General features: G+C 70.0%; 22 protein-coding genes and 1 riboswitch. Of the genes, 15 read left to right on the top strand and 7 right to left on the bottom strand.

Annotation, left to right across the window (positions count from 1 at the left end; translation table 11 throughout):
* Positions 1-9: 9 nt before the first annotated feature.
* From AB0I03_RS08800 to AB0I03_RS08780, 5 genes are all read right to left on the bottom strand, one after another.
* Positions 10-1,083, bottom strand: coding sequence for a LacI family DNA-binding transcriptional regulator (locus tag AB0I03_RS08800; RefSeq protein ID WP_360408779.1), 1,074 nt, complete (start codon positions 1,081-1,083; stop codon positions 10-12).
* A 32-nt stretch (positions 1,084-1,115) separates the two neighbouring features.
* Positions 1,116-2,537 carry a GH1 family beta-glucosidase gene (locus tag AB0I03_RS08795; protein WP_360408776.1) on the bottom strand — a complete coding sequence of 474 codons (1,422 nt, stop codon included), beginning with the start codon at positions 2,535-2,537 and terminating at the stop codon, positions 1,116-1,118.
* Positions 2,537-3,466, bottom strand: a complete 930-nt coding sequence (locus AB0I03_RS08790) for a carbohydrate ABC transporter permease (protein ID WP_360408773.1) — start codon at positions 3,464-3,466, stop codon at positions 2,537-2,539. The genes AB0I03_RS08795 and AB0I03_RS08790 overlap by 1 nt, the downstream gene beginning before the upstream one ends.
* A complete protein-coding gene (locus tag AB0I03_RS08785) occupies positions 3,463-4,398 on the bottom strand; it encodes a sugar ABC transporter permease (protein WP_360408770.1) in 936 nt (311 codons plus the stop codon). Before AB0I03_RS08785 ends, AB0I03_RS08790 begins: the two co-directional genes overlap by 4 nt.
* A 363-nt stretch (positions 4,399-4,761) precedes the next feature.
* On the bottom strand, positions 4,762-6,117 hold the full coding sequence (locus AB0I03_RS08780) for an extracellular solute-binding protein (RefSeq protein WP_360408767.1): 1,356 nt from the start codon (positions 6,115-6,117) through the stop codon (positions 4,762-4,764).
* Positions 6,118-6,635: 518 nt separating this feature from the next.
* Between AB0I03_RS08780 and AB0I03_RS08775 the strand changes: the two genes are divergently transcribed.
* The gene (locus AB0I03_RS08775) at positions 6,636-9,251 is read left to right on the top strand and encodes a glycoside hydrolase family 48 protein (protein ID WP_360408764.1); all 2,616 of its coding nucleotides are present in this window, start codon (positions 6,636-6,638) and stop codon (positions 9,249-9,251) included.
* A 296-nt stretch (positions 9,252-9,547) separates the two neighbouring features.
* Here AB0I03_RS08775 and AB0I03_RS08770 read toward each other — a convergent pair whose 3' ends face one another.
* Entirely contained in the window at positions 9,548-10,039 is a 492-nt protein-coding gene (locus AB0I03_RS08770) for a DUF1349 domain-containing protein (RefSeq protein WP_360408761.1), read from the bottom strand.
* A gap of 558 nt (positions 10,040-10,597) precedes the next feature.
* On the opposite strand from AB0I03_RS08770, the gene AB0I03_RS08765 reads away from it, so the two are divergent.
* The 10 genes from AB0I03_RS08765 to AB0I03_RS08720 all read left to right on the top strand — a co-directional run bounded on the left by AB0I03_RS08765 (position 10,598) and on the right by AB0I03_RS08720 (position 22,846).
* On the top strand, positions 10,598-11,023 hold the full coding sequence (locus AB0I03_RS08765; RefSeq protein WP_360408758.1) for a hypothetical protein: 426 nt from the start codon (positions 10,598-10,600) through the stop codon (positions 11,021-11,023).
* Between the two features lie 229 nt (positions 11,024-11,252).
* Complete coding sequence (dnaK, locus tag AB0I03_RS08760; RefSeq protein WP_360408755.1) at positions 11,253-13,097, top strand: molecular chaperone DnaK; 1,845 nt, start codon at positions 11,253-11,255, stop codon at positions 13,095-13,097.
* Complete coding sequence (grpE, locus tag AB0I03_RS08755) at positions 13,094-13,867, top strand: nucleotide exchange factor GrpE (RefSeq protein WP_360408752.1); 774 nt, start codon at positions 13,094-13,096, stop codon at positions 13,865-13,867. The genes dnaK and grpE overlap by 4 nt, the downstream gene beginning before the upstream one ends.
* Before the next feature lie 40 nt (positions 13,868-13,907).
* Positions 13,908-15,038 (top strand): molecular chaperone DnaJ, encoded by a 1,131-nt coding sequence (gene dnaJ / locus AB0I03_RS08750; RefSeq protein WP_360408749.1) that lies wholly within the window; start codon positions 13,908-13,910, stop codon positions 15,036-15,038.
* A 439-nt stretch (positions 15,039-15,477) separates the two neighbouring features.
* Positions 15,478-16,383 (top strand): hypothetical protein, encoded by a 906-nt coding sequence (locus AB0I03_RS08745; RefSeq protein ID WP_360408746.1) that lies wholly within the window; start codon positions 15,478-15,480, stop codon positions 16,381-16,383.
* Positions 16,384-16,436: 53 nt separating this feature from the next.
* Entirely contained in the window at positions 16,437-16,898 is a 462-nt protein-coding gene (locus tag AB0I03_RS08740) for a helix-turn-helix transcriptional regulator (protein WP_360409960.1), read from the top strand.
* Between the two features lie 161 nt (positions 16,899-17,059).
* Positions 17,060-18,430 carry a hemolysin family protein gene (locus AB0I03_RS08735; RefSeq protein WP_360408743.1) on the top strand — a complete coding sequence of 457 codons (1,371 nt, stop codon included), beginning with the start codon at positions 17,060-17,062 and terminating at the stop codon, positions 18,428-18,430.
* The gene (locus AB0I03_RS08730; protein WP_360408740.1) at positions 18,427-19,446 is read left to right on the top strand and encodes a hemolysin family protein; all 1,020 of its coding nucleotides are present in this window, start codon (positions 18,427-18,429) and stop codon (positions 19,444-19,446) included. Before AB0I03_RS08735 ends, AB0I03_RS08730 begins: the two co-directional genes overlap by 4 nt.
* A gap of 177 nt (positions 19,447-19,623) precedes the next feature.
* Complete coding sequence (locus AB0I03_RS08725) at positions 19,624-20,970, top strand: cell division protein DivIVA (protein WP_360408737.1); 1,347 nt, start codon at positions 19,624-19,626, stop codon at positions 20,968-20,970.
* Between the two features lie 211 nt (positions 20,971-21,181).
* A complete protein-coding gene (locus AB0I03_RS08720; protein WP_360408734.1) occupies positions 21,182-22,846 on the top strand; it encodes a beta-N-acetylhexosaminidase in 1,665 nt (554 codons plus the stop codon).
* A gap of 245 nt (positions 22,847-23,091) precedes the next feature.
* Here AB0I03_RS08720 and AB0I03_RS08715 read toward each other — a convergent pair whose 3' ends face one another.
* The gene (locus AB0I03_RS08715) at positions 23,092-24,036 is read right to left on the bottom strand and encodes an NlpC/P60 family protein (RefSeq protein WP_360408731.1); all 945 of its coding nucleotides are present in this window, start codon (positions 24,034-24,036) and stop codon (positions 23,092-23,094) included.
* A gap of 8 nt (positions 24,037-24,044) precedes the next feature.
* Positions 24,045-24,208: riboswitch (cyclic di-AMP (ydaO/yuaA leader) on the bottom strand.
* Positions 24,209-24,450: 242 nt separating this feature from the next.
* Here AB0I03_RS08715 and AB0I03_RS08710 point away from each other — a divergent pair.
* The 4 genes from AB0I03_RS08710 (at position 24,451) to AB0I03_RS08695 (ending at position 25,828) form a co-directional block, all read left to right on the top strand.
* Entirely contained in the window at positions 24,451-24,810 is a 360-nt protein-coding gene (locus AB0I03_RS08710; RefSeq protein ID WP_360408728.1) for a metal-sensitive transcriptional regulator, read from the top strand.
* A 49-nt stretch (positions 24,811-24,859) separates the two neighbouring features.
* Entirely contained in the window at positions 24,860-25,072 is a 213-nt protein-coding gene (locus AB0I03_RS08705) for a cation transporter (protein WP_360408726.1), read from the top strand.
* Positions 25,073-25,195: 123 nt separating this feature from the next.
* Entirely contained in the window at positions 25,196-25,375 is a 180-nt protein-coding gene (locus AB0I03_RS08700) for a hypothetical protein (protein WP_360408723.1), read from the top strand.
* Between the two features lie 12 nt (positions 25,376-25,387).
* On the top strand, positions 25,388-25,828 hold the full coding sequence (locus AB0I03_RS08695) for a hypothetical protein (RefSeq protein ID WP_360408720.1): 441 nt from the start codon (positions 25,388-25,390) through the stop codon (positions 25,826-25,828).
* Positions 25,829-25,922 lie beyond the last annotated feature (94 nt).

Here is a 25,922-nt window from a genome sequence, read left to right as displayed (position 1 = left end):
CGTTGTGTCTTAAGCGGATTCGCGGACGACGATCCTCGTGCCGAGGATCGTCACCAGCGGTCCGGCCTCTTCGCCGCGGATGCGGCCGCACAGGAGGCGGGCCATTTCGCGGCCCATGGTCTCGGTGGGCTGGTGGACGGTGGTGAGCGGCGGTTCGGCGACCTCGGCGAGCGGGGAGTCGTCGAAGCCGACGAGCGCCAGGTCCTCGGGGACGCGGATGCCGCGTTCGCGGGCGACGCGGAGCGTCGCGATCGCGAGGGGGTCGGAGTGGGCGAAGACCGCGTCGAGGTCGCCGGCGGTGTCGAAGAGGTGCCGGGCGGCCTTGATGCCGCTGGCCTCGTCGAAGCCTTCGGCGACCGAGACGAGCGACTCCTCGACGGGCAGGCGGTTGCCGCGGAGGCCGTCGCGGTAGCCCGAGAGGCGGTCGACGCCCACGGCCATGTCCTGCGGGCCGGCGATGAGGCCGATCCGCTTGTGGCCCTTCTCGGCCAGGTACTCCACGGCCTGCCGGGCGCCCGAGCGGTTGTCGCAGTCGACGTACGCGATCGGGCGGAATCCGGCGGGCGTGCCGCACAGGACGATGGGGATGCCGGCGTCTTCGAGCCGTTCCGGCAGCGGGTCGCCGGAGTGGCTCGAGACCATCATGACGCCGTCGACGTGCTGGCCCAGGAGGTACGCCTCGAGGTCGGCCCGGCTGCCGTCGCGCGGGGCGAAGGTCAGCATGAGCCGCATGTTCTCCTCGGCGAGCTGCTCGGTGATGCCGCGCAGCACGCCGGCGAAGAACGGCTCCGACCACAGCCACTCCTGCGACTCCGTCACGACCAGCGCCACGGTGTCCGTGCGCTGGGTGACGAGGGTCCGGGCCGCCTGGTTGGGGACGTACCCCAGTTCCTTGATCGCGGCCAGGACCGCCGCCCTCGTGTCCTCGGCGACCTTGGGGGAGCCGTTGATGACGCGCGAGACCGTGCCCCGGCCGACGCCGGCGTGGCGGGCGACGGTGTCGAGGGTCGGCCGGCCGCCGGAGCGGCGGCGGCGTTCACTCTTCAAGGGCTCGCCGGGCGCCTCAAGCTGGGTCTCGGTCATCGTGCATCACCTCGGGCAACGGTTGGTCTGGTCTATTCTGCCTCACGGTTCGCACGGGCCCGTCGCACCAGGTCGCCGTACCAGCGCCCGGAGTCCTTGACCGTGCGTTCGCCGGTCTCGAAATCGACGTACACCAGTCCGAACCGTTTCGTGTATCCCCAGGCCCACTCGAAGTTGTCCGCCAGCGACCAGGCGAAATACCCTACGAGCGGGACGCCCGCGTCGACGGCGTCGGCGCACGCGGCCAGGTGGGCGCGAGCGTACTCGAGCCGCTCGGGGTCGTGGATCCGGCCGTCCTCGATCTTGTCGGGGAACGCCGAGCCGTTCTCGGTGACCGCGAGCCGCACCTCCGGGTGGGAGGCGTGCAGCCGGGTGAGGGTCTCGGTGAGCCCGCCGGGGTCGATCTCCCAGCCCATGTCGGTGACGGGCAGCCCGGAGGAGACGAACCCGATGTGCTCGTTGGCAGGCCAGGCCGATCCGGCGCCCGTGGGGGCGGCGGAAGCCGAGGTCGCGCCCCCGTTACCGGTAACGGTGAAGCGGCTGTAGTAGTTCACCGAGAGCACGTCCACGGGGGCGTTGATGACCTCCATGTCGCCGTCCTCGACGAACGAGAAGTCGGTGACCGCCTTGAAGTCCTCGACGATGTCCTCGGGGTACACCCCGCGCAGGGCGGCCTCGGTGAACCAGCGGTTCTGGACGCCGTCGACGCGGCGCGCGGCGTCGAGGTCGACGGGGGTCTCGGTGGCGGCGTGGATCGGGTAGAAGTTCAGCCCGACGCTCACGGTGGCCTGCGGGTCCGCGGCCTTGATGGCGCGGGCGGCGAGGCCGTGGCCGAGCATGAGGTGGTGGGCGGCGGCGATGGACGCGGCCGGTTCGCGGCGCCCGGGGGCGTGCTCGCCGGAGGCGTAGCCGAGGAACGCGGCGCACCACGGCTCGTTCACGGTGATCCAGTGCTTGACGCGGTCGCCGAGGGCGGCGTGCGCGATGGCGGCGAACTGGCCGAAGCGCTCGGCGGTGGCCCGTACGGGCCACCCGCCGGCGTCTTCGAGGGCCTGCGGGAGGTCCCAGTGGTAGAGGGTGATCCACGGGGTGATGCCCTCGGCGAGGAGGGCGTCCACGAGGTTGGAGTAGTAGGCGAGGCCCGCCTTGTTCACGCGCTCGTCGCCGTCGGGGCAGATCCGGGGCCACGACAGCGAGAAGCGGTAGGCACTGAGCCCGAGGGCTTTGACGGTGGCGACGTCCTCGGGGATGCTGCGGTAGGAGTCGATCGCGGTGTCGCCGTTGGAGCCGTCGACGACCCGCCCCGGCTCGTTCACGAACGCGTCCCATATGGACGGTCCGCGGCCGTCGGCGCCGGTCGACCCCTCTACTTGGTAGGACGAGGTGGCCGCGCCCCAGGTGAACCCGGTTGGGAACCGGGCCGCGAGCGCGGCCAATTCGTTTTCGTTGCTCATCACTTGCCGGTACCTTCCATGATGCCGTGCACGATCTGCCGCCCGAAGACGAGGAACAGGATCGCTATGGGAATGATCGAGAGCAGGGTGCAGGTGAAGACCATCGACATGTCGGCGTTGAACATGGCGGTCGAGGCCTGGCGGATCGCGAGCTGGATCGTGGGGTTCTCGTCGCTGAGCACGATGAACGGCCACAGGAACTCGTTCCAGTTGAGCATGAACGTGAGCAGTCCGAGGACGACCATGGCCGGGCGCAGGGCAGGCAGGACGATGCGCCACCAGATGCCGATGGTCGAGGCGCCGTCGATGCGGGCGGCCTCGATGATCTCGTCGGGAATGCCCTGCTCGCAGTACTGGCGCATGAGGAAGATGCCGAAGCCGTTGACCATGAACGGCAGGATCACGGCCTGAAGGGTGTCGATCCAGTCGAGCTGGACCATCATGATGTACATCGGGACGACGCCGAGCTGCTGGAGCGGCACCATCATGGAGAACAGCACGGTGGCCATGAGGAGCTTGGAGCCGCGGAACCGCAGTTTGGCGAAGGCGAAGCCGCCGAGGGTCGAGATGAGCACGACCGAGAGCGTGACGGTGCCGGTGATGATGAACGAGTTCCGCAGGCCCAGCAGCAGGTCGGCCTCGGGGTGGGCGAACGCGGCCTGGATGTGCTCGCCGAGGTTGCCGCCGGGCAGGAGCGCGGGCGGGAAGCCGGCGGCGTCGGAGGTGGTCCGCGAGGCGATGACGATCATCCAGTACAGCGGGAAGATCGAGAGGATCGCGACGAAGACCAGGCCGATGCGGGTCATGACCGTGGGGGCGAACACCCCGTCGGACTCGACCGGTCCCTTGCGGCGCTTGCGGCGCGGGGGCTTGGGCGCGGCGGGCTGCGGCGCCGCGGCGGCGGCGCGCGGGGCGGTGGCGGTGCTCATTTGTTCCCCTGGATGCGGTTGACGACGAGGAAGTTGACGAGGGCGACGATGACGATGACGACGAACAGGAGCCAGCCGGCCGCGGAGGAGATGCCGTAGTTGCCGTGGGTGCGGAGGATGTCGACCAGGACCATCGAGGTGGTCTGGAACTGGCCTTCGGGGCCGCCGTTGAGGGCCCCGCCGCCGAACATCATCGGTTCGACGAACATGGTCATGCCGCCCACGGAGGAGACGAACACGGTGAAGATGAGGATCGGCTTGAGCTGCGGGATCGTGATCTTCCAGAACTGCTGGCGGGGCGAGGCACCGTCCACAGTGGCCGCTTCGTACATGCTCTTGGGGATGGTCTGCATGGCGGCGAGGAAGATGAGCGCGTTGTAGCCCATCCAGCGCCAGTCCACCATGGACGAGATGGCGAACCAGGAGGAGAGCCGCTCGCCCTGCCAGTTGATGCCCTCGATGCCGATGAGCTCCAGGGCGCCGTTGACCATGCCGTACTCGTTGCCCCAGATGCGGGCGAAGATGACGCCGACGGCGACCACGGAGGTGACGATGGGCGCGAGGATGAGCATCCGCCACATCATGGGGCGGCGCAGCCGCTTGTTGAGGGCGTTGGCCACCATCATGGCGACCACGAGCTGCGGCACGGTGGCCAGGACGAACATGCCGAGGGTGTTGACCACGGACCAGTTGAACCGCTCGTACGTGAACAGCAGGAACTCGTAGTTCTCGAGCCCGATGAAGGTGCGCTCGTCGTTGCCGATCTTCCACTCGTGCAGCGACGCGTACAGCGTGTAGGCCATGGGGAAGATGCCGAAGACGGCGAAGAGCAGGAAGTACGGGGATACCAGCACGTACGGGGTGATCTTGATGTCGGCGCGGGACAACCGCTCGCGCCAGGTCAGGCGCGGTGCCGCGTTCTGGGTGGTCATTGGGGCCTTCCTTGCAGTCACGGCTCGCGAGCTTCGCCGAGAAGGGACGGTCGGGTCGGTGCGTGCCGAGCCGTCTCGCGGCCCTCACGGCGGACCCCTGCGGATCCTCGGTCCGGGTCCGCCCGCGCATCCGGTACGCGGGCGGCCGTGCGGTTCGGGGGAGCCGGCCCGCCGCGGGTTGGGGCGCGGCGGGCCGACATGTCGCCGCCGATGCCGGGTACCGGTCCTGGGGGGCGCGTCGGGCGGTTGCGGTGAACCGCTCGACGCCGGTCCTAATCGGCGGCGCTGGATCCGGCGGCGCTCACGCGCTGCCGGATCCGGACCCGGTCCGGCGGCGGCAGGTGCCGCCGGACCGGGCCGGGGTCACATGCCCGCGCCGGCCAGTTCGACGGCGTCGGAGGCGGCGGATTCGATCGCGCTGTGCGCGTCCGCCATCGGGATGGAGCCGTCCACGATGCCGTTGATCGTGGTCTCCACCGCGCCCTGCACCGGCGGGTGGAAGTACGAGTACTCCAGGGCCGGGAAGGAGGCGAGCGAGGCGATCAGGATCTGGCTCGAGGGAGCGTCGTTGAAGTAGTCGCTGGTGTAGTCGGCGACCCGCGGGTCCGCCTGCGCGGCGGGGGAGGACGGGAAGTTGCCGACGGCCTCGAAGACCGCGATCTGCTGCTCGGGCTCGGTCAGCCAGGAGGCCAGTGCGGCGGCCTTCTCGGGGTTCGGGCCTTCGGCGGGAACGGCCAGGAACGAGCCGCCCCAGTTGCCGGCCACGCCGGGCACGGCGGCCATGTCCCACTTGTCGGCGTTGTCCGGGCCGGAGGTGGGTTCGATGATCGCGCGGGCCATCCAGCCCGGGCACGGCATGACGGCGTAACCGCCGGCGGCCATGGCCGCGTTCCACTCCTCGCCCCATGACGGGAAGTTGCCGACGGCGCCCATCTCGGTCAGTTCGAAGACCAGGTCGAGGGATTGGGTGGCGGCGGCCGAGTCGAGGGTCAGGTTGCCCTCGTCGTCGACGTACATCTGTCCGTCGCCCTGGCCCGCGAACTGGCTCAGCAGCATGTTCTGCAGCTGGGTGCCGTTGTCGAGGAAGGCGGCGTCCACGTCGGAGTCGACGAACTGCTGGGCGACGGTCTTGAAGCCCTCCCAGTCGGACCACGCCGCGGCGACCTCTTCCCGGTCGGTCGGAAGACCGGCGGCCGCGAACAGGTCGGAGCGGTAGCACATGGCCATGCCGCCGATGTCGGTGCCGAGGCCCACGAGCTTGTCGTCGGGGGTGTGGCCGAGGTTCCACGTGTTCGGGTGGTAGTCGCCCTCCCGGCTCGCGTACTCGGAGAGGTCGTACCAGTGGTCGCCGTTCTGGAAGAGCTGCGGGGTGGCCTGCTCGTCCATGGCGACGACGTCGCCGAAGCCGTCGCCGGCGTCGAGCGCGGTCTCCAGCGCGGTGCGGTACTCGCCGAACTGGACGCCGTCGCCTTCGAAGACGACGTCGATGTCGGGGTTCTCGGCCTCGTACTTGGCCTCGAGTCCGGCTTGGACGTAGCCGAACGTGTTGAACGTGGCGACGGTGAGCTTGGTCTTGCCGTCTTCGCCGGTGGAGTCGTCGTCACCGCCGCCGTCGCCCGAGCAGGCGGCCGTGATGGCGAGCGCTCCTGCGGCGAAGGCAGCGAGGGCGATCCTGCCGTTCTTGCGATTGAGGCCGTACTGGCCTTTGAGGAAATGCATCTTTGCTGGTTCCTTCCGGGCGCCTCGGCGGCGCTGTGTGTTTCCAGAGGGGTTTTGAGGGACTCGTTCTTGCCTTGGCGCCCGTGGCGGCGGGGGCGCGGGCCGCCGTGGGTGCACGGCGGCCCGCGACTGAACCGCCGAGGCGATCGCCCTTGGGAGCGATACCAGGATCGTACGGGAGCGTGTTCCACAGCGCAAGTCCGGGTGTGAGGGTCGTTACTCGGTTGTTACAGCGCCGCCCACGGCCAGGAAATCGAAGGTCGCAGATCCATAACTGTGCAATCGACAAAACGGGCCCCTGAACTGGAAAAATGTTTGCCAACCAGGGGTGGATGCCGTGGTCCAGATAGAAATTTAGAGATGTCAATGTATTGACATTTGGGTCGTACGGTTGGCAGCATGACTTGGGAGCGCTTCCGCAAACCGGTCCGATTCGTTCCACTCATGCGGTTCGAAGGGGGCCATCCCGGCATGAGCGCTCCCACGAAAACGGACACACCACCCACAGGAGTAGCCAAATGGATCTCGACAACCTGGCCCCGCCGCGGCGTGCCAAGCGCCGATGGCGCCGCACCGCCGCGGTGACGCTGCCGGTCGCCCTCGTGGGCACCTTCGCAGCGGTGGCCGCCCCTCAGGCCCTCGCCAATCCGACCTGCGGCGGCTTCGAATACAACGTCGTCTCCACCTGGGGCGGCGGCTTCCAGGCCAACGTGAGCCTCACCGGCGGCACCGCCGGCCTCAACGGCTGGGACCTCGAGTGGCAGTTCCCCGCCGGGACCACCGTCGCCAACGCCTGGAACGTCGACTGGAGCCAGAGCGGCTCCACGTTCCGCGGCAGCGACGTGGGCTGGAACGGCACCGTCGCGTCCGGCCAGAAGCGGGAGGTGTTCGGCTTCATCGGCTCCGGTGCGGCCACCGCCCCCACCGGCGTCAAGGTCAACGGTGAGACCTGCGGCAGCGTCACCCCGGTCGAGCCCGAGCTCGAGGTCTCCCGCACCAACGTCGTGATCGACGCCGGCGCCACCGCCTCGATCGACGTCGGCTTCTCCGCCGCCACCACCTCGGCCGCCACGGTCACGACCGCGCGCACCTCCGGCTCGACAGCCATCTCGGTCGCCTCCGGCGGCTCGCTCAGCTTCGCCGCGGGCGCCACGGCGACCAAGCCGGTCACCTTCAGCGCGACCGCGAACGCCGCCCCGGGCGACTCGGCGACCTTCACGGTCTCCGCGCCCGGCTTCGAGCCGGTCCAGGTGGTCGTCACGATCGCCGACCTGGGCGAGGTCACGGAGAACGAGGAGCGCTTCCTCGCGATGTACGACCAGCTCACCGGGGCGGACTCGCCGTACCTGCACGAGACGGGCGTCCCCTACCACTCGGTGGAGGAGCTCATCGTCGAGGCGCCTGACTACGGGCACCAGACCACCTCGGAGGCCCTGAGCTACCTGATGTGGCTCGAGGCCGCCTACGGCCAGGTCACCGGCGACTGGTCGGGTTACAACGAGTCGTGGGAGATCACCGAGCAGTACGCGATCCCGGATCTGAACCCGACCAGCTACAACCCGAGCTCGCCGGCCTCCTACGCGCCCGAGTCGGGGGACGTCACGGACTACCCGACCCAGCTCGACTTCAACGCGCCGGTCGGCGACGACCCGCTCGGGGCGGAGCTGCGCAACACCTACGGCAGCAACCAGGTCTACGGCATGCACTGGCTGCTGGACGTCGACAACGCCTACGGCTTCGGCGAATGCGGCGACGGCACGACCGAGCCGGTGTACATGAACACCTTCCAGCGCGGCTCGCAGGAGTCGACGTGGGAGACCATCGGGCACCCCTCGTGCGAGACCTTCGACTACGGCGGTGAGAACGGCTTCCTCGACCTGTTCGTCGGCGACTCGCAGTACTCGCAGCAGGAGCGCTACACCGCGGCTCCGGACGCGGACGCGCGCGCCGTCCAGCTCGCCTGGACCGCCCAGCAGTGGGCGGCCGAACAGGGCCAGGAGTCGGCCATCGCCGGCTCGCTCGACAAGGCGTCCAAGATGGGCGACTTCCTGCGGTACGCCATGGCGGACAAGTACTTCAAGCAGATCGCGGGCGACTGCATCGGGATCAGCAGCTGCCCCGACGGCAGCGGCAAGTCCTCGTTCCACTACCTGATGAGCTGGTACTACTCATGGGGTGCGGGCATGAACGGCGACTGGTCGTTCCGCATCGGCGGCTCCGGCGTCCACCAGGGCTACCAGAACCCGATGGCCGCTTACGCCCTCTCCGAGGGCGGGCTCGCACCGGAGTCGCCCACCGCGGCGGCCGACTGGGCCAAGAGCCTCGACGCCCAGATGGACTTCCTGGAGTGGCTCCAGGTCCCGGCCGGGGCCGAGGGCGCCGGCGCCATCGCGGGCGGCGCGACCAACAACTGGGGCGGCAACTACGGCAACCCCACGACCTCGGCCGAGCACGCGGGCCTGTACTACGACGAGCAGCCCGTGTGGCACGACCCGCCGTCGAACCGCTGGTTCGGCTTCCAGGCGTGGGGCATGGACCGTGTGGCGCAGCTCTGCTACGAGACCGAGGACGCGCGCGCCTGCGCGATGCTCGACAAGTGGGTGGCCTGGGTGCTGTCCGTGAGCGACATCAGCGCGACCGACTACAGCCTGCCCGGCGACCTGGAGTGGAACGGCGAGCCGGGGGCGGGCCTGTCCGCCACGGTGACCTCCATGTCCAAGGACCCGGGTGTGGCCGGTGCGGTGGCGAAGATCCTGTCGTACCACGCGGCGGCCACCGGTGACACGGCCTCGCAGACGGCGGCTTCGAACCTGCTGGACACGCTGTGGTCGGTCAACGACGGCATCGGCGTGACGCAGACCGAGGGCCGGGCGGACTACTGCCGCTTCGGCGACGAGGTCTACATCCCCGAGGGCTGGACCGGCACCATGCCGAACGGCGACGTCCTGGAGAACGGGGTCACGTTCATCGAGACCCGCTCCTTCATGAAGGACTTCGAAGGCTGGGACCAGGTCCAGGCCTACATCGACGGCGGCTGCACGGGCCCGGCTCCGGAGTTCGAGTACCACCGCTACTGGCACCAGGTCGAGGTCGCCACGGCGTTCCAGACCTACGCCGCGCTCTTCGAGCAGTAGGTCGACGCGGCCTCGGCTGCACCGATATATGAGCGGCGCCCGGTGACCAAGCCGGGCGCCGCAACCACCAATACGCAGTGAACGGCGCGATCGGTTGCATGAGCTTCCGATCGCGCCGTCGTGTTCGCCTTGCTGCGCCGCTGCGCGTGCGGTCGCGGGTCCGCTGCTGAGCACACAGGTCGGGTCCGCCGGACGGGGATCGCTGGGCCCACCGGGCCCGACCTCTATGCTCAGCGCCTGCTGGCCCCCACCGCCAGAGCGCTGATTTCAGTTGTGGCAGTCCGGAACCAGGGCATTCAACCGACGTCGATGTCCAGGTCCTGCGCGGCGTCCCAGAAGCTCTCGGAGACGGGACGGGCGCTGGCGATGCCGGCCATGACCGGGACGCCGCCGGGGAGGTAGGTGGAGGCGATGGTGGTGTAGTCGACGCCGTCGTCGGCGTGGGCCACGGTGATGGTGCCGCCGGCGCGGATGAGCCGCAGCCAGATCTCGTCCGATTCGGTGTCCACAGGGGACAGGGACCAGTGGGTGTGCTCCCGGGTGGTCACCGTGGAGACGAGGTGTTGGCCCCCAAGGTATTCGGCTCCGGTCTTGATCCAGTTGGAGTCGTCGACGCGGATGGTGAGGGAGGCCTCGGCGTGCTGGTGGCGGTGCTCGGGGCGGAAGCGCATGGCGATCTCGCCGTCGCCTTCGAGCTCGAGACCGTAGATGTAGACGTGCTCGCGCAGGTGCTCGCTGCCCGCGCTTCGACTGAAGGTGGTCTTGATCTCGAAGTAGGGAGTGATCAATCCACCGTCAACCGTCCATTGTACTTCTTCTGAAGGAGACTGCATAATCCTATGATGCCACACGTCATCGGGGCGTTTTCGGGCAAAACGGACGTGGTAACCCAAAGTTAATCCAGTCTTCGAGTCCGTCACATTCTTGAAATCCCAGCTCAACCAGGATGTGCAGCCCAGAGTGCGGCCTCGGTTACGCTTCTTGGAGAACGCGTGTCCAGCGCTCCGGCCTTGGGCCGGAACGCCTCTCGCCCAGGGGCCACAGCCCCCACTGCCGAAACTCTTGGCCCGCAGGCCACCCCGAATCGGTACGTGAACTTCGCCGGGAATTCGCGGGCGATGCGCCCCAGGCTACCTGCAAGGCGGGAGAATGCAAATGGTGAAAGTGAAAGGACTTTCGTGTCGCGTGTGATCCGGAATGGCTCGCGAGTTCGCCCCCGCATCCATAGGCGCCAGGCGGACTAGAGTGCCGAGTGCTCATACCCGTGTCCTTGCGGCCCGCTCGACCGTTAACCCGTGAGAGAGGCGTACGCAGTGCACGGAAGCGAAGGCGAATGAGGAGATAGCGTGAGCATGCAGCATTCAGCGAGGCAGGCGCCGCACGACACCGACGCGCCGGAACCGGGCCGCGGCCTGCCGCGCCAGGAGCGCTCCGCACCGCCCCGCCGCTCGCGTCACACCGCCGAAGCCGCCCCGGCCGCGCCCGACCCGGCCTCGATGGTGGTGCCGATCCCCGCCCGCTCGCGCCGCTCCCGCCGCGAGGAGCCCTCGAAGCTCTTCTCGCTGGAGGAGCCGCCGCCGCTCGAAGCGCCCCAGGGGATCACCGAGATCATGGGCTGGTCGCTCGCCGCCGCGATGTGGCGCGACCACCTGCCCGAGCAACTGCTCGGCATCGACTGCGCCTCCTGCAACCAGGCCTGGCCGTGCGACACGTGGAAGATCGCCGACGACCTCCTCACCGAGTGCTGCGAAGCCGCCGGAGCGGTCCGCTAGGCACCGCCCGCGGCCCGCTCGGGCACCGCCCGACCGAAAGTTGAGCCGACCCGACTCAACTTTCGTGCGATGCATCACAATGTCCGTGATCCACTTGACAGTCGACACCTGCCGTTCGAACATTGAGTCTATCCGGCTCAACTTGGTTCGGGGTTCCCGCCCGGCCGCTTGAGACAGAGACTCGCCTCCAATCCCGGAGGCATCTGTTCGACTACGTCAGGAGATCAACATGGCACGTGCGGTCGGTATCGACCTCGGCACGACGAACTCCGTGGTCAGCGTCCTCGAAGGCGGGGAAGCCACGGTCATCACCAATGCTGAGGGGGCCAGGACCACCCCGTCCATCGTCGCGTTCGCGAAGAACGGCGAAGTGCTCGTCGGCGAGGTCGCCAAGCGCCAGGCGGTCACGAACCCGGACCGCACCATCCGCTCGGTCAAGCGCTACATCGGCACGGACTGGGCCGTCGACATCGACGGCAAGTCCTACACCGCGCAGGAGATCAGCGCGCGCATCCTCATGAAGCTCAAGCGGGACGCCGAGGCGTACCTGGGCGAGAACGTGACGGACGCGGTCGTCACCGTCCCGGCCTACTTCTCGGACGCGCAGCGCACCGCCACCAAGGAGGCGGGCGAGATCGCGGGCCTCAACGTCCTGCGCATCATCAACGAGCCCACCTCGGCGGCCCTCTCCTACGGCCTCGACAAGGGCGAGGAAGAGCAGACGATCCTCGTCTTCGACCTCGGCGGCGGCACCTTCGACGTGTCCCTGCTCGAGATCGCGGACGGCGTCATCCAGGTCAAGGCCACCTCCGGTGACAACCACCTCGGCGGCGACGACTGGGACGACCGGGTCATCCAGCACCTGGTCAAGACCTTCAACGGCCAGTACGGCGTGGACCTGTCCAAGGACAAGATGGCCATGCAGCGCCTCAAGGAGGCCGCCGAGAAGGCCAAGATCGAGCTCTCCAGCGCCACCAACACCTCGATCAACCTGCCCTACATCACCGCGGGCCCCGACGGGCCGCTGCACCTCGACGTCTCGCTCTCGCGCGCCGAGTTCGAGCAGATGACCTCCGACCTCCTCGACCGCTGCAAGAAGCCGTTCGAGCAGGCCGTCAAGGACGCCGGGATCAACGTCTCCGAGGTCGACCACGTCATCCTCGTGGGCGGCTCGACCCGCATGCCGGCCGTCTCCGACCTGGTCAAGCGCCTCATCGGCCGTGACGCGCACAAGGGCGTCAACCCGGACGAGGTCGTCGCCGTCGGCGCGACCCTCCAGGCCGGCGTCCTCAAGGGCGAGGTCAAGGACGTGCTGCTCCTCGACGTCACGCCGCTGAGCCTCGGCATCGAGACCAAGGGCGGGATCTTCACCAAGCTCATCGAGCGCAACACCACGATCCCGACCAAGCGCTCGGAGGTCTTCACGACCGCCGACGACAACCAGCCGTCGGTGCTCATCCAGGTCTTCCAGGGCGAGCGCGAGATCGCGGCCTACAACAAGAAGCTCGGCACCTTCGAGCTCACCGGCCTGCCGCCGGCGCCGCGCGGCGTCCCGCAGATCGAGGTCACCTTCGACATCGACGCGAACGGCATCGTGAACGTCTCCGCGAAGGACTCGGCCACGGGCAAGGCCCAGTCGATGACCATCTCGGGCGGCTCGAGCCTGGCCCAGGACGACATCCAGCGGATGATGGCCGAGGCCCAGGAGCACGCCGAGGAGGACCGGCAGCGCAAGGAGGAGGCCGAGGCCCGCAACATGGGCGAGTCGCTGGTCTACCAGACCGAGAAGCTGCTGGCCGAGAACGGCGACAAGATCCCCGAGGACCTCAAGGGCCGCATCAACGAGGCCACCGGCTCCCTCAAGGGCGCCTTGGGCGGCAGCGACATCGAGGCGATCAAGACCGCCACGGAGGAGCTCTCCAAGGTCAGCCAGGAGGCCGGGCAGGCCATGTACGCGGCGGCCCAGGCGGAGCAGGGCTCGCAGCCCTCCGCCGCGCCGAACACGGACGCTCCGGGCGCCGAGGAGACGATCGTCGACGCCGAGATCGTCGACGACGACAAGGACCAGAAGTGACGGACGAAGGCAACAAGGACGCAGAGGACGAGCGCCCCGAGGACTCCGGCGCGCCGTCCGACGCGGGCGACGCCGAGGCCGAGCTCACGGTCGATGACATCCTGGCGGCCGCTTCGGACGACGGCCAGGCCGCGGACGACACGGTGGCCGTCCTGCAGTCCACGGTCGAAGAGCGCACGCGGGACCTGCAGCGGGTCACCGCCGAGTTCCAGAACTACCGCAAGCGCGTCGAGCGGGACAAGGCCCGCTCCGGCGAGCTCGCGACGGCCGCGGTGCTGCAGAGCCTGCTGCCGGTGCTGGACGACATGGACCGGGCGCGGGACCACGGGGACCTCAACGGCCCCTTCGGTTCCGTCGCGGAGCAGCTCGTCAACGCGCTTGCCAAGCACGGCCTGGAGTCCTTCGGCACGAAGGGCGACGCGTTCGACCCGCAGATCCACGAGGCCGTGGCGCACATGCAGATGCCGGGGGTCGACGGACCGACCTGCATCGACGTGATGCGCTCGGGCTACCGGCTCGGCGACAAGCTCCTGCGCCCCGCCCTGGTGGCGGTCGCGGAGCCGTCCGACGACGCCGAGCCCGCTGCGGCGGAAGAGCCCGAGGTCGTCGAGGCCGAGCCGGTGGACGCGGAAGTGGACGAAGCCGAGGGCGACGAGCCCGAGGACGCCGCCGACGCGGACGCCGAGACGGTCGAAGCCGAAGCGTCCGGGGACGACGAGGCCGAAGGCAAGACCAAGAAGAAGAAGGACAAGGGCGACAAGGACTCCTGAGGTCCCCGCCCGAACGATAAGCAAGCAGAGGAGGCGTCCCGTGGCATCGCAGGAATGGCTTGAGAAGGACTTCTACGCCATGCTCGGCGTGCCGCAGGACGCCTCCAAAAAGGACATCGAGCGGGCGTACCGCAAGCTCGCGCGCGAGCTGCACCCCGACCACAACCCCGACCCGGCCGCCGAGGAGCGCTTCAAAGGCGTCTCGGAGGCCTATTCGGTGCTCCACGACGACAAGGCGCGCAAGGAGTACGACCAGATCCAGTTGATGAAGTCCGGCCGCGGCGGCTTCGGCGGCATGCCGGGCGGCGGGGGCGTCAACCTCGAGGACCTGTTCGGCAACACGGGCGGCTCGGGTGGCTTCGGCGACATCTTCAGCGACCTGTTCCGCGGCGGCGGCAGCAGCGGTGCCCACCGGCGCCGCAGCGGCGCCCAGCGCGGCAACGACCTGCGCACCCACATCACCCTCGACTTCGCCGACGCGGTGAAGGGCACCACGACCGAGCTGCGCATGCGCGCGCCGGGCGAGTGCGAGACCTGCCACGGCTCGGGCGCGAAGCCCGGCTCGGCGCCGACCACCTGCACGCGCTGCGGCGGCCGGGGCCTGATCACGGAGAACCAGGGCGCGTTCAGCTTCGCGCAGCCCTGCCCCGAATGCGAGGGCACGGGCACCGTGGTCAGCGACCCGTGCGCCGACTGCGGCGGCACGGGCGCGACGACGAAGGAGCGCATCATCACCGTGCGCGTCCCGGTGGGCATCGGCGACGGCCAGTCGATCCGGCTGGCGGGCCGCGGCGCCCCGGGCGAGCGCGGCGGACCCGCGGGCGACCTGCTCGTGAAGGTGGCGGTGCGGACGCACCCGCTGTTCGCGCGCGACGGCGACAACGTGACCGTGCGACTGCCGGTCTCCTTCCCCGAAGCGGCCATGGGCGCGAAGGTGAAGGTCCCGACCCTCGACGGTCCGGTGACACTGCGGATTCCCGAGGGCACCCCGACCGGGCGCGTCCTGCGCGTCAAGGGCCGCGGCGTGCCGGGCAAGGGCGACCTCCTGGTGACGGTGGACGTCGAAGTGCCGCAAGCACTCTCGCCCGAGGCCCGGGAGGCCCTGGAGAAGTACGCGGCCACCGCCCCGCCGCCCGACCGCTCGAAGCTGGAAGAGCTGACGGGCCAATGATCTCCCTGCCGCGGCACACGATCCGAGACTCGGCGCGAGAGCGCCGGGAGTCTCGGGGTGCCGGTCGAACGGCCCGCCCGGAGCCGGTCGTTGCGCCGGAGGCGAACGAGGGCCCGGTGCAGGATGCCAACGGGCCGATGACGACTGCGCAGCACGCGAACCGCGATGCGGCACTGCTGGGCTGGACGCTTCAACGCGTCGCTCGAGCGGTGCGCCTGGCGGCGGTCGGCGCTGCACCCCAGGTGAGCGACCGTGCGAGGTCGATTGCAGCCGACTCGCCGCAGAAGTCGGTGGCGCAGAACGCGAACCGCGACTCGGCGGTGCTGCGCCGGGCGCGGCGCGTTGGCACTTTGCCTGGTCGCCCGAGTGCGGCCGTCGCTGCGCCGTCGGCGGACGGCCCGATCCGTGGAGCGGGGGCGGGACGATGAAGGTGCCTGGAGTGCAGCGCGTGCGGGATCGTTTTGCGCGCCCGCCGCGCGAAGCAGACGATGTCGACCGGGTCCCGGTGCGCTTTCGCGTCGCGCGGGCGGTCGGCACGGCCGCGAGCGCCATTCCCGAGTCCCGCGCGGTGAAGTTGGGGACCGCTGCGGCGAACGTCATCGCGGCGCACCCGAACATCGTGCGCGCCGGGCTCACCGCCGCCAGCGCCGTCCCGGTGCTGCGCCCGTACGTGAAGGTCGCGGTCGCCGCGACGAGCGCCATCGCGGTGGTGCGACGCCTCGCAGAGGCGAAGTCCGCGGCGACCGACGTCGTCTCGACGCTGCGCAGCCGCCCCGATTCGACCACGATCGCTCACGCGGGCAACGAATTCGGACTCGGTTCCGCGGCAGAGCCGATCGTCGAGACCGACGACAGGGCCGCGCCGGCGACGCTGGCGAACCCGGCGGCCATCACCGCGCTGCCTGCGGATCCGGCAGCCGTCCCGGCGCAACCCGCGAATGCGGCGGCCGACGCCGGCAAGTTCGCGAACCCGGCGGCGTATCGCGCCCGGTCGGCGAATCCAGTGGCCGACACCGGTCGGTACGCGAACCCGGCCGCCTACCGCGCCCGGTCGGCGTCCGCTCCTGCGCAGGCGACCAGCGGGACCGCCTCCGAAGCGGACCGTTCCGCGAGCACGGCACCCGTCCCCGCTCAGACACTGAGTGGCGGCGCGGCCTCGGAAGCGGACCGTATTGCGAGTGAGGCGTCCGTTCCCGCGCAGGCGCAGAGCGGTACGGCCGCTGCATCGGACCGGCCGGAAGAAGTCGACCGCCCGACGTTGTTGCAACGGATGCACCGGCGTTCGCCGCGTGCGTCCCGCGGCACGGACGCGGCGACGAGCAATGAGCGAGGGAGGGAACCGTGACCGCTTCGAGCCGCACCGGCGGCCCCGACGATCGCGCTGCCGGCCGTTCCGACATGGGCGCCCGCCACCAGGTGCGCATCGAGATCACCTACCACCAGCGCCTCCCCGGGGGCGGCGCCGACGAGATCGACTACGACGCCAAGATCCTCGCGATCTCGGCCGCCGCGGAGATGGCCGGGATGCACCCGCAGACCCTCCGCCAGTACGACCGCCTCGGACTGGTCGAGCCCGCCCGCACGCCCGGCGGGGGCCGCCGCTACTCCGTCCGGGACGTGACGCGCCTGCGGGAGATCCAGCGCCTGTCCCAGGACGAGGGCGTGAACCTCGCCGGGATCAAGCGGATCATGGACCTCGAACGCGAGGTCCAGGCCGTGCGGGCCGAGGCCGGCGCCGCCGTCGAGGAGCTCGCGCGCGAGCTCCAGCGGGCCCGCGCGCAGCTCGCGGACCTGCAGGCGATGGCCGGGCCGTTCGGCCGCTCCACTGACATCGTGTTGTGGCGGGGCGAGCAAAGATGACCGCTTGCCGCGCCCTTCCGTCCCGTTAAGATCGGGCCCATGCGACGAAGAAGACGACGCTCGGTCACGGCCCGCAAGCCTCGCCGAAGCCGACATCGAAGTCCCCGGCCCGGTGCGGGCGAACCGCTCCGGGCCACGGACCCGCACCTGAGGTGTGATCGATGCTCATAGTCATCGGACTGGTCATCATCCTGGCCGTCACCACGGCCACGGGCTTCTTCGTGGCGCTCGAATTCGCGTACACGGCGGTCGACCGGTCCCGTCTCGAGGACATCGCGAACGACGGCGACGCCCGCCGGGCCGCCAGGGCCAGCCGGGCGCTCCAGATCTGCTCGTCCCTGTCGTTCGCGCTCTCGGGCGCACAGCTGGGCATCACCGTCACCGCGCTCTTCGTGGGCTTCTTCGCCGAGCCGTACCTGGGCCAGGGCCTCGCCGACCTCCTCGGCGTCGCCGGTGTCCCGGCGGGCGTCTCCGTCACCATCGGCGTGGCGTTCGCGTTCCTGTTCGCGAACGTCGTCCAGATGATCCTCGGCGAGCTCGGCCCCAAGAACCTCGCCATCGCCCGCACCGAAGCCCTCGCGCTCGCGCTGGCCGCGCCCACCCACGCCTACCTCACCGTGTTCGGGCCGGTCATCCGGTTCTTCGACGCCGCCTCCACGAAACTCCTGGGGCTCTTGGGCATCCAGCCCGTGGAGGAGCTGGAGCACAACGCCACCCCGGAGGACCTGCACCGCATCATCGACGTCTCCCGCGACGAGGGCGCGCTCGACCGGGGCCTCTCCGAACTCCTCGACCGCGGCCTCGACTTCTCGGCCACCGTCGCGGACCAGGCCATGACCCCGCGCGTCAACGTGCAGACCCTCTCGGCGGAGGCCACTGTGGCCGAAGCGGTCACGGCGCTCGCCGGGGGCCATTCGCGGTTCCCGGTCGTGGGCGACGACGTGGACGACCTGCGCGGCGTGGTCGGCCTCAACCAGGTCATCGGCGTCCCGCGCGAGGACCGCGGCACGGTCCGCGTCGGCGAGATCGCCGACCCGGCCCTGCTCGTGCCGGCCTCCCTGCCGCTGCCCACCTTGCTGGAGCGCATGCGGAGCCAGCACCGCCAGTTGGCGTGCGTCGTGGACGAGTTCGGCGGCTTCGCCGGGATCGTGACCCTCGAGGACCTCGCCGAGGAGCTCGTGGGCGAGATCCGCGACGAGCAGGACCGCTTCGAGGCCGTCCCGGTCTCGCTCGCGGGCGGCGCCTGGCTCATCCCCGGGCGCTGGCGCATCGACGAGGTCGCCGACGCCACGGGCATCCAGCTTCCCGAAGGCGAGCATTACGAGACGATCGCGGGGCTCGTCATGGCCCTGCTCGGCCGCATCGCCCAGCCGGGCGACACCGTCGACGTGGACACCGTGCCCCAGCTCGGCGACGCCCCGGAGGTCGCCGAGAACGCGCCCCGCCGGGTGCGGATGGTCGTCGTCTCCTGCGCCCGCCATGTGCCGCAAGCGATCGAGCTGCGGCCCCTGCCCGTGGAGGTGAACGCGTGAGCACCGGTCCCGCACTGCTGATCTCCCTGCTGCTCTTGGCCGCCAACGCCTTCTTCGTGGCCGCGGAGTTCGCCCTCGTGGCCTCCCGGCAGCACCGTCTCGAGCAGGACGGCTCCCGCGCGGCCCGGGCCGCCTTGCGCGGCACCAGGAACCTGTCGCTCATGCTCGCGGGCGCCCAGCTGGGCATCACCGCGTGCACCGTGGGCCTCGGCGCGCTCGCGGAGCCCGCGCTGGCGCACGCGCTCGAGATTCCGTTGCACGCCATCGGCCTGGAGGGGGCGGCGCATCCGATCGCGTTCACGGTCGCGCTGCTCATCGTCGTGTTCCTGCACATGGTCGTGGGCGAGATGATGCCGAAGTCGTGGGCGATCACCCACCCGGAGGCTTCGGCGATGGCGCTGATCTGGCCGTTCACCGGGTACGTGTGGGCGACGAAGCCGATCCTGCTGGGGCTCAACCACGGTGCGAACGCGATCCTCAGGGCGCTCAAGGTCGAGCCGGCGGACGAGAAGGCGCAGGCGCACTCGCCCGAGGAGCTGCGGTACCTGCTGCGGTCTTCGGCGGAGGCGGGGATGCTGGGCGAGCCGGAGCACCAGATGCTCACGCACGCCATCGAAGTGCAGCGCCGCCCGGTGGGGGAGTTGTCGATCCCGTGGCCGGAGGTCGTGACGATCGCGGCCGGTTCGACTGCGGTGCAGGCGGAGGAGCGCAGCCGCGACACGGGCCGCTCGCGGCTGGTCGTGGTCGACGCGGAGGAGCGCCCGGTGGGTCTCGTCCATGTGCGCGAGGCCGTGCAGGCCGAGCCGGGGGCCGCAGTCGCCGACATGGCCGCCGCGCCGCTACTGGTCGACGCCGCGACCACCGTGGCTGCGGCCGTGACGCTCATGCGCCGCCAGCGCGCCCAGCTCGCGCTCGTCACGGGCCCGGACCGCGAGGTCACCGGCCTGGTCGCCATGGAGGACCTGCTGGAGGAGATCATGGGCGACTTCGAGGACGAGACCGACCGGGCCCGTTAACGGTTCGAACACAGTAGAGGGCCTCACCGGAGCCGTCGACTTCGGTTGAGGCCCTTTCGCATACAGGCTTCTAGACGTTTTCAGCACGACACGCGGCGCGGGCGTGTTCATCTCCGGTTTCCGGCGCTTCAGGCGTGATGATGACTCATCAACCGTTTCCTGTGACTCTGGAAGACCATGTCGAAATTCTTCGAGGAATCCGGGCCCGAATTCGCTGTCGCCATGCGCGGCTACGACCGCAATCAGGTCGAAGAGTTCACTTCCCGGCTGTACCAGAACATCAAAGCCCACGAGCAGCACCGCGACGAGGCGTCGCGGGCATTGGAGGCCGCGGAACAGCAGTTGCGCCGCGCCGAGGAGCGCATCGCCGCTCTGGAGCGCCGCGTCACCGACCGGGCGACGCAGATAGCCGAGGCCGAGGCGCCGACCCTGGCGGGGCTCGGCGCGCGCGTCGAGAAGATCCTGCGCGCCGCCGAGCAGGACGCGGGCGTCCAGAAGGCCGATGCCAAGCGGCAGGCCGCGTCGATGCTGAACGAGGCGCGCGCCGAGGCCGAGACGATGATGCGCACCGCCCACTCCGAGGCCGCCGAGATCACCGCGACCACCGACCAGGACGTCACCGAGATCCGCGCCCGAGCGGTGAACGAGACGACCGAGCTGCGCGAGAACGCCCGCCGCAACCACGATCTGGCCCTTGCCGACGCGCATCGTGAAGCGCAGACCGCCCAGGGCCAGTCGCGGGCCGAGGCCGAGAAGCTGCGTTCGCAGGCCGAGCGTGAGATCGCGGTCCAGCGTGCCACGGCCGAACGCGAGGTCACCGAGCTCAAGGCGCATGCCGCCCGCGAGTCGGACGAGCAGCGCAATGCGGCCCAGCGGCTGCTCTCGGAGGCCGCCGAGCACCGCAAGAAGAAGACTCAGGAGCTCATCCTGACCGAGGCCGACCGGCGCGAGCGCGCCCAGAAGGAGGAGGCCGACCGGCACCAGCAGGCCATCGCGACCGCGCAGCGGATCGTGTCGGAGGCCGAGGACCGGCTGGCGCTCGCCGAGGAGCGGGCCCGCAGCGCGGAGAACCGCTCGGTGGAGCGCCGCGAGGAGGCCGAGCAGCAGGCGAGGGACGCGCTGCACCGCGCGGTCGAGCAGGCGAAGATCGTCAAGGCCGACGCGGCGAAGGAGGCGGAGCGCCTGCGCCGCACCGCGGAGGAGCGCGCCGCCGAGCGCGTGCAGCCCCTCGCCGAAGAGGTCGAGGCGCTGTCGCGCCAGCGCGACAGCGCGGGCTCGAACCTGACGGACCTGCGCCGCCAGCTCGGCCTGGTCTCGGGCGGCGAGGAGGAGCCGACGCTCGCGTCGTCCTCGCCTTCGTCGTCCCTGAGCGGGTCGAGCTTCGACCTGCCTTCGGCGGGCAGCGGGTACGAGTCGCCGTCGTCGCTGGGGGTCTTCGAGTCGGAGTCGGCGCCGCTGCCGATCAACAAGCAGCGGGACGGTTCGGACATGGACCGCACCCAGCAGCTGCCGGTGGTCCGCTAGGGCGGAGCGTCAACTGCATAGGCGATGCCGCGCGCCGCGGTCGGCCGGGAAGGGAGCGAAAACGCTCTCCGCACTGGCCGACCGCGGCGCGGCCCTATATTATAAATAAACTGAACTAATTCGGTGGGGGCACGACACCGCCCCCGCGCACCCCCTCGGGCCCGCGAAGCCACGCGAGCCGGACAGCACCAGACCACAGGAGCCCCCGCACATGCAGCGCCGCATCTCGCTGATCCCGCAGCCGCAGCAGCTCACCGCCGCAGACGGCGACCTCGACCTGAGCCTCCTCAGCGCCATCGCCGCAGCGCCCGAGCTGCACCCCCTGGCCTGGCTCCTGTCGGACCTCCTGGGCCGCGGCACCGGCCTGCGCCTCCCCGTCGTGCAGAGCACCGCGAACGACCCCGTCGAAGGCCGCGTCCTCCGCCTCGCCCTCGACGGCGACCGCCCCGAGGACTTCACGACCGCCGCCGAGGCCTACCGCCTCGACGTCACCCCCGAAGGCGTCGACCTCACCGCGGCCCACCCCGCCGGCATCGCCCGCGGCATCGCCACCCTCCGCCAGCTCCTCCCCGCCGACGCCCTCCGCGAGGCCCCTGCCGCCGACCCGGTCGTGCCGCTCGTCAGGATCCACGACGAACCGCGCCTGCGCTGGCGCGGCGTCATGCTCGACGTCGTGCGGCACTTCCAGCCCAAGGACTTCGTGCTCAAGATGATCGACCGGGCCTGGCTCCACCGGCTCAACGTCGTCCACCTGCACCTCACCGACGACCAGGGCTGGCGCTTCGAGGTGCCCACGCGCCCGAAGCTCACCGAGATCGGCTCCTGGCGCGCCGAGACCAAGATCGGCCACGCCCGCGACGAGGCCGCCGGCTACGAGCCCACCCCGCACGGCGGGTTCTTCTCCGTCTCGGACCTGCGCGAGATCGCCGCGTACGCGCGCGAGCGCCACATCATGATCGTCCCCGAGGTGAACCTGCCCGGGCACGCCCGCGCGGTGCTCGCCGCCTACCCCGAACTCGGTGCGGGCCAGGACACTGCGCACATCGACGGCTCGCAAGCGTCGCCGAAGCCTGTCTGCCCGACGTTCGGCGTGTTCGAAGAGGTCCTCGAACCGACGCAGGCCGCGCTCGACTTCGCGCTCGAGGCGTACACGGCGATCGCCGAGGTCTTCGACGGCCCGTTCATCCACATCGGCGGCGACGAGGTCCCGATGACCCAGTGGGAGTCGTCCCCTGTCGCCCGCGAGCTCATGGAGCGCGAGGGCATGGAGGACGTGCGCGGCGTCCAGGCCTGGTTCACCCGCGCCTTCTGCGACCACCTCGCCAAGATGGGCAAGCGGGTCATCGGCTGGGACGAGATCCTCGACGGCGGCGCGCCCGCCGAGGCCGCGGTCCAGGTGTGGCGCACCGAGGCCTATGTCGAGAAGGCCCTGGAGGCCGGGCACGAGGTGCTGGTCAGCCCGCAGACGCACGTCTACTTCGACCACTACGAGAGCGACGACCCGAGTGAACCGCTGCGCATCCACGGCCTGACCCCGATCGAGAAGGTCGCGGCGTGGGACCCGGCCCCCGCGGGGATCGACGAGGCCCGCATCCTCGGCGTGCAGTGCCAGCTGTGGTCGGAGTACCTGCCGAACCCGCGCGACGTCGAGTACGCCGCGTTCCCGCGCCTGGCCGTCTTCGCCGAGGTCGCTTGGACCAATCCCGATGTGCGCGAAGCGGACCCGGTCCTCGACCGGCTCTCGGTGCACCTGGAACGCCTGCACGCCATGGGCATCGGCTACCGCCCGCTCGAAGGCCCGAAGCCCTGGCAGCAGGGCGGCACCGGCCGCTACCGCCGCTTCGACTGGGACTTCACCGAGCCCGAGGTCGAGTAGCGGCCTTATCTCGCGGCCCTAACGCGCGGCGAGGCCCGTGCGGCCCGGAATCGTAGATCCTATTTCCTATAGGATCCCGATCCCAGGCCGCACGGGCCTCGTCTGCCATCGACTCGGTCCCCGGCGGCGGCGCCGGCGCATTGCCGGGTCAGCAGCAGGTCAGCAATCAAAAACTCGCCTGCGCCCCCGCCGGGGAGTCTGCGGCCCGGGCCCCACCAGGCCCGGGCGGCACTCACGTCACTCGGTCAGGGACGGCCGTAGCCGTCGATGCCCATGATGTCGATGTCCGCGATCTTCACCACGGTGGTCGAGTTCGGGGCGTGGATGATCTGCCCGTCGCCGATGTAGATCGCGACGTGGCTCAGCCCGTTGTAGAAGACCAGGTCGCCTTCCTGCAGCTCGTCGCGGGAGATCCGCGCCGTCTCGTTCCACTGCATCTCGGTGTTGTGCGAGAGCGAGGTGCCCACCGAACCCCACGCGCCCTGCGTCAGACCCGAGCAGTCCCACTCGTCGGGGCCGTCGGCGCCGTACACGTACTGGTCGCCGAGCTGGTCGTACGCGAACTGCACGACCCCGGACGAACCGGAGTAGTCGCCCCAGTCCCGCGACTCCTCGGGGTTCTCCTCGGCGTACTGGTCGTCGTACTCCTCTTCGAGGGCCTCGATCTCGTCCTCGATCGCCTTCTGCTGGTCCTCGATCTCGCCGAGGATCTCGTCGGCGCTGGCCTTGAGCGTCTCGAGTTCCGTCTTGCGGGTCTCGAGCTCCTGGACCTGGGCCAGGTTCTCCTGGAGCGCCGCGTTCTCTGCGTCCGTGAGGCTCTCGAGGTACATGAGGCGGTCGGCGAAGTCGCCGGGGTCGCCGCCGAGCACGGAGTTGACCATTGCGAAGTCGCCGCCGGCGTAGGCCGAGGCGGCGTAGTCGGCCAGGGCCTCGCTCGCCTCGGCGGTGGCGAGCTCCAGCGCGGGCAGCTGCGCTTCGATGTCCTCGATGAGCGCGTTGGCGTCCTCGAGTTCCTCGCGCTTGGCGTTGTAGTCCTCGATGACCTTCTCGAGCTCGTTGTGCCGCTCGTCGATCTCCGCCTGGATCTCCTCGCTCGACTGCGCGTTCGCCGAAGACGACGTGAACAGCGCGGCGGTCAGCGGGAGCAGGGCTGCGGCAGCTAGGGCGGCAGTGATTCGCCGGGTACGCACCAGGGAGGCGCTCCTTCCTTTGGCCGCCTACCGGGTTAGCTGTCGGGTTCGGGCGGAAGGAAGGGTCGCCCTACGCGCCGTGGACGCGATTCACCCCGTCGGCTCTGCGTGGAACGCCGACTGCTGGTTCCCCGGTTCAGCGAACAGCACCGATTGATGGCTCGCAAGCTTCGCCAAAACTGGGCTTCGCCGACTCGGCGGTGCCGCGCGGCGGGTGCGGGGTGCCCCCGAGTTTCCGACGCGACGGGTTCACGTTAGAGGCCGTTGTGGCCCTTGACAAGGGCGGGGGGAGAATTTTTCACACAATGGCACGGAATACTACGGGCCGCTCCACCAGGCTAACGAGCAGTTGCCGAGATACCCCTGAGGGGTATACACTGGCGGCCGGAGGACCGAGCACACGAAAGGTGTGACATGAGCGAGCAGACCGACCGCACTGGAGTCGCCGGCGACACGCCCCCGGCACCGGAAGCGCACGGCCACGACGGACACTACTGGTACCACGGGGACAAGGCCGCGCTCACCCGCCGCCTCAAGCGCATCGAGGGGCAGGTCCGCGGCATCCAGCGGATGGTCGAAGCAGACGAGTACTGCATCGACATCCTGACCCAGATCTCGGCGTCCACCAAGGGCCTCCAAGCCGTCGCGCTCAACCTCCTCGAAGGCCACCTGGCCCACTGCGTCGCGGAGGCGCAGACCTCGGGTGACCCGACCGCCGCCCAAGCCAAGGTCAAAGAGGCCTCGGACGCGGTGGCCCGACTGCTCAGAACCTGAACACCCGCCGAGCCGCCACCCGGCTCGCAAGCTCGCTTAAGGAGTAGCCATGGAAACCGTGTACGTCGTCAAAGGCATGACCTGCGGCCACTGCGTCGGCAGCGTCACCCAGGAGCTCTCAGCGCTTCCGGGCGTCGAGGGCGTCGACGTCGTCCTGGAGACCGGCAAGGTCACCGTCAAGAGCGAGACCGCCCTCACCGAGGACGCGGTCCGCGAGGCCGTCGACGAGGCCGGCTACGAACTCGTCGGCGTCGCGGGCTAACGGCTCGCGAGCATCGCCGCGAGTGCCGCACGGTCCAGCGCTATGGCCCTGAACACCCGTTCACCGGGTGTTCAGGGCCTCGTCGTTGCCGCCCGGGCGACCCGCTGCGATAAAGTCGGAGGCATGGCAGTCTCCGACGACGAACGTTCCGTCGAGCTCGACGAGGACTTCTCGGTGCTCCCGGACCAGACCTCCGACGACACCGACCGCGGCTGGGGCGAGGCCCCCGTCCGCCGCCCCCGCAAGTCCGCATACTCGGTCCGCGACCTCGACCTCCTGGCCGAGCGCCCCCCGCACTGGTAGCGAGCGCCCCCCATGACCGACGACCCCCGGGGCGAGGCGTACTCGCCCGGCGAACGCATCATCCTGGCCGCCGAGGCCGTGCTGCTCCGCGCCGAACTCGCCGACCACCGCGACGAGCGCCAGGCCAACTTCGACCGCCTCGCCAAGATGTGGCAGCCGACGATGGACGAGGTCGTCAACGCCAACGAGCTCCAGTCGATCGCCATCAACTCCTACACGACCGCGCGCATCGAGAACGCCGAAGACCTCGCGATCCTCAACCGCGCCATCGCCCTCGTCGACCAGGCCGTCGCCCTCCTCGAACGCCCCACGAACCGCCTCACCCCGCATCTGCCGCTCACCCTCGAGCAGCTCCAGGCCGCGATCATCGACCCGGAGACCTACGAGGAACTGCTCCCGCCCCTGGACGCCCTCGGCCTCCTCATCGCCGAAGCCGCCGCGACGGAGGAATAGGCCCCGCGCGCGCAAAGACCCGGATCCTGGAGAGGGAGGCTCTCCGGGACCCGGGCCTTCGGTGCCCGCCGAGGCGGGCACCGGTGTGTCGGGC

The sequence above is a fragment of the Glycomyces sp. NPDC021274 genome (assembly GCF_040641195.1).
Taxonomy (GTDB): Bacteria; Actinomycetota; Actinomycetes; order Mycobacteriales; family Micromonosporaceae; genus Glycomyces.
Note: the sequence above shows the minus strand (reverse complement) of the source record. Positions and strands in the feature narration are given on the sequence as shown.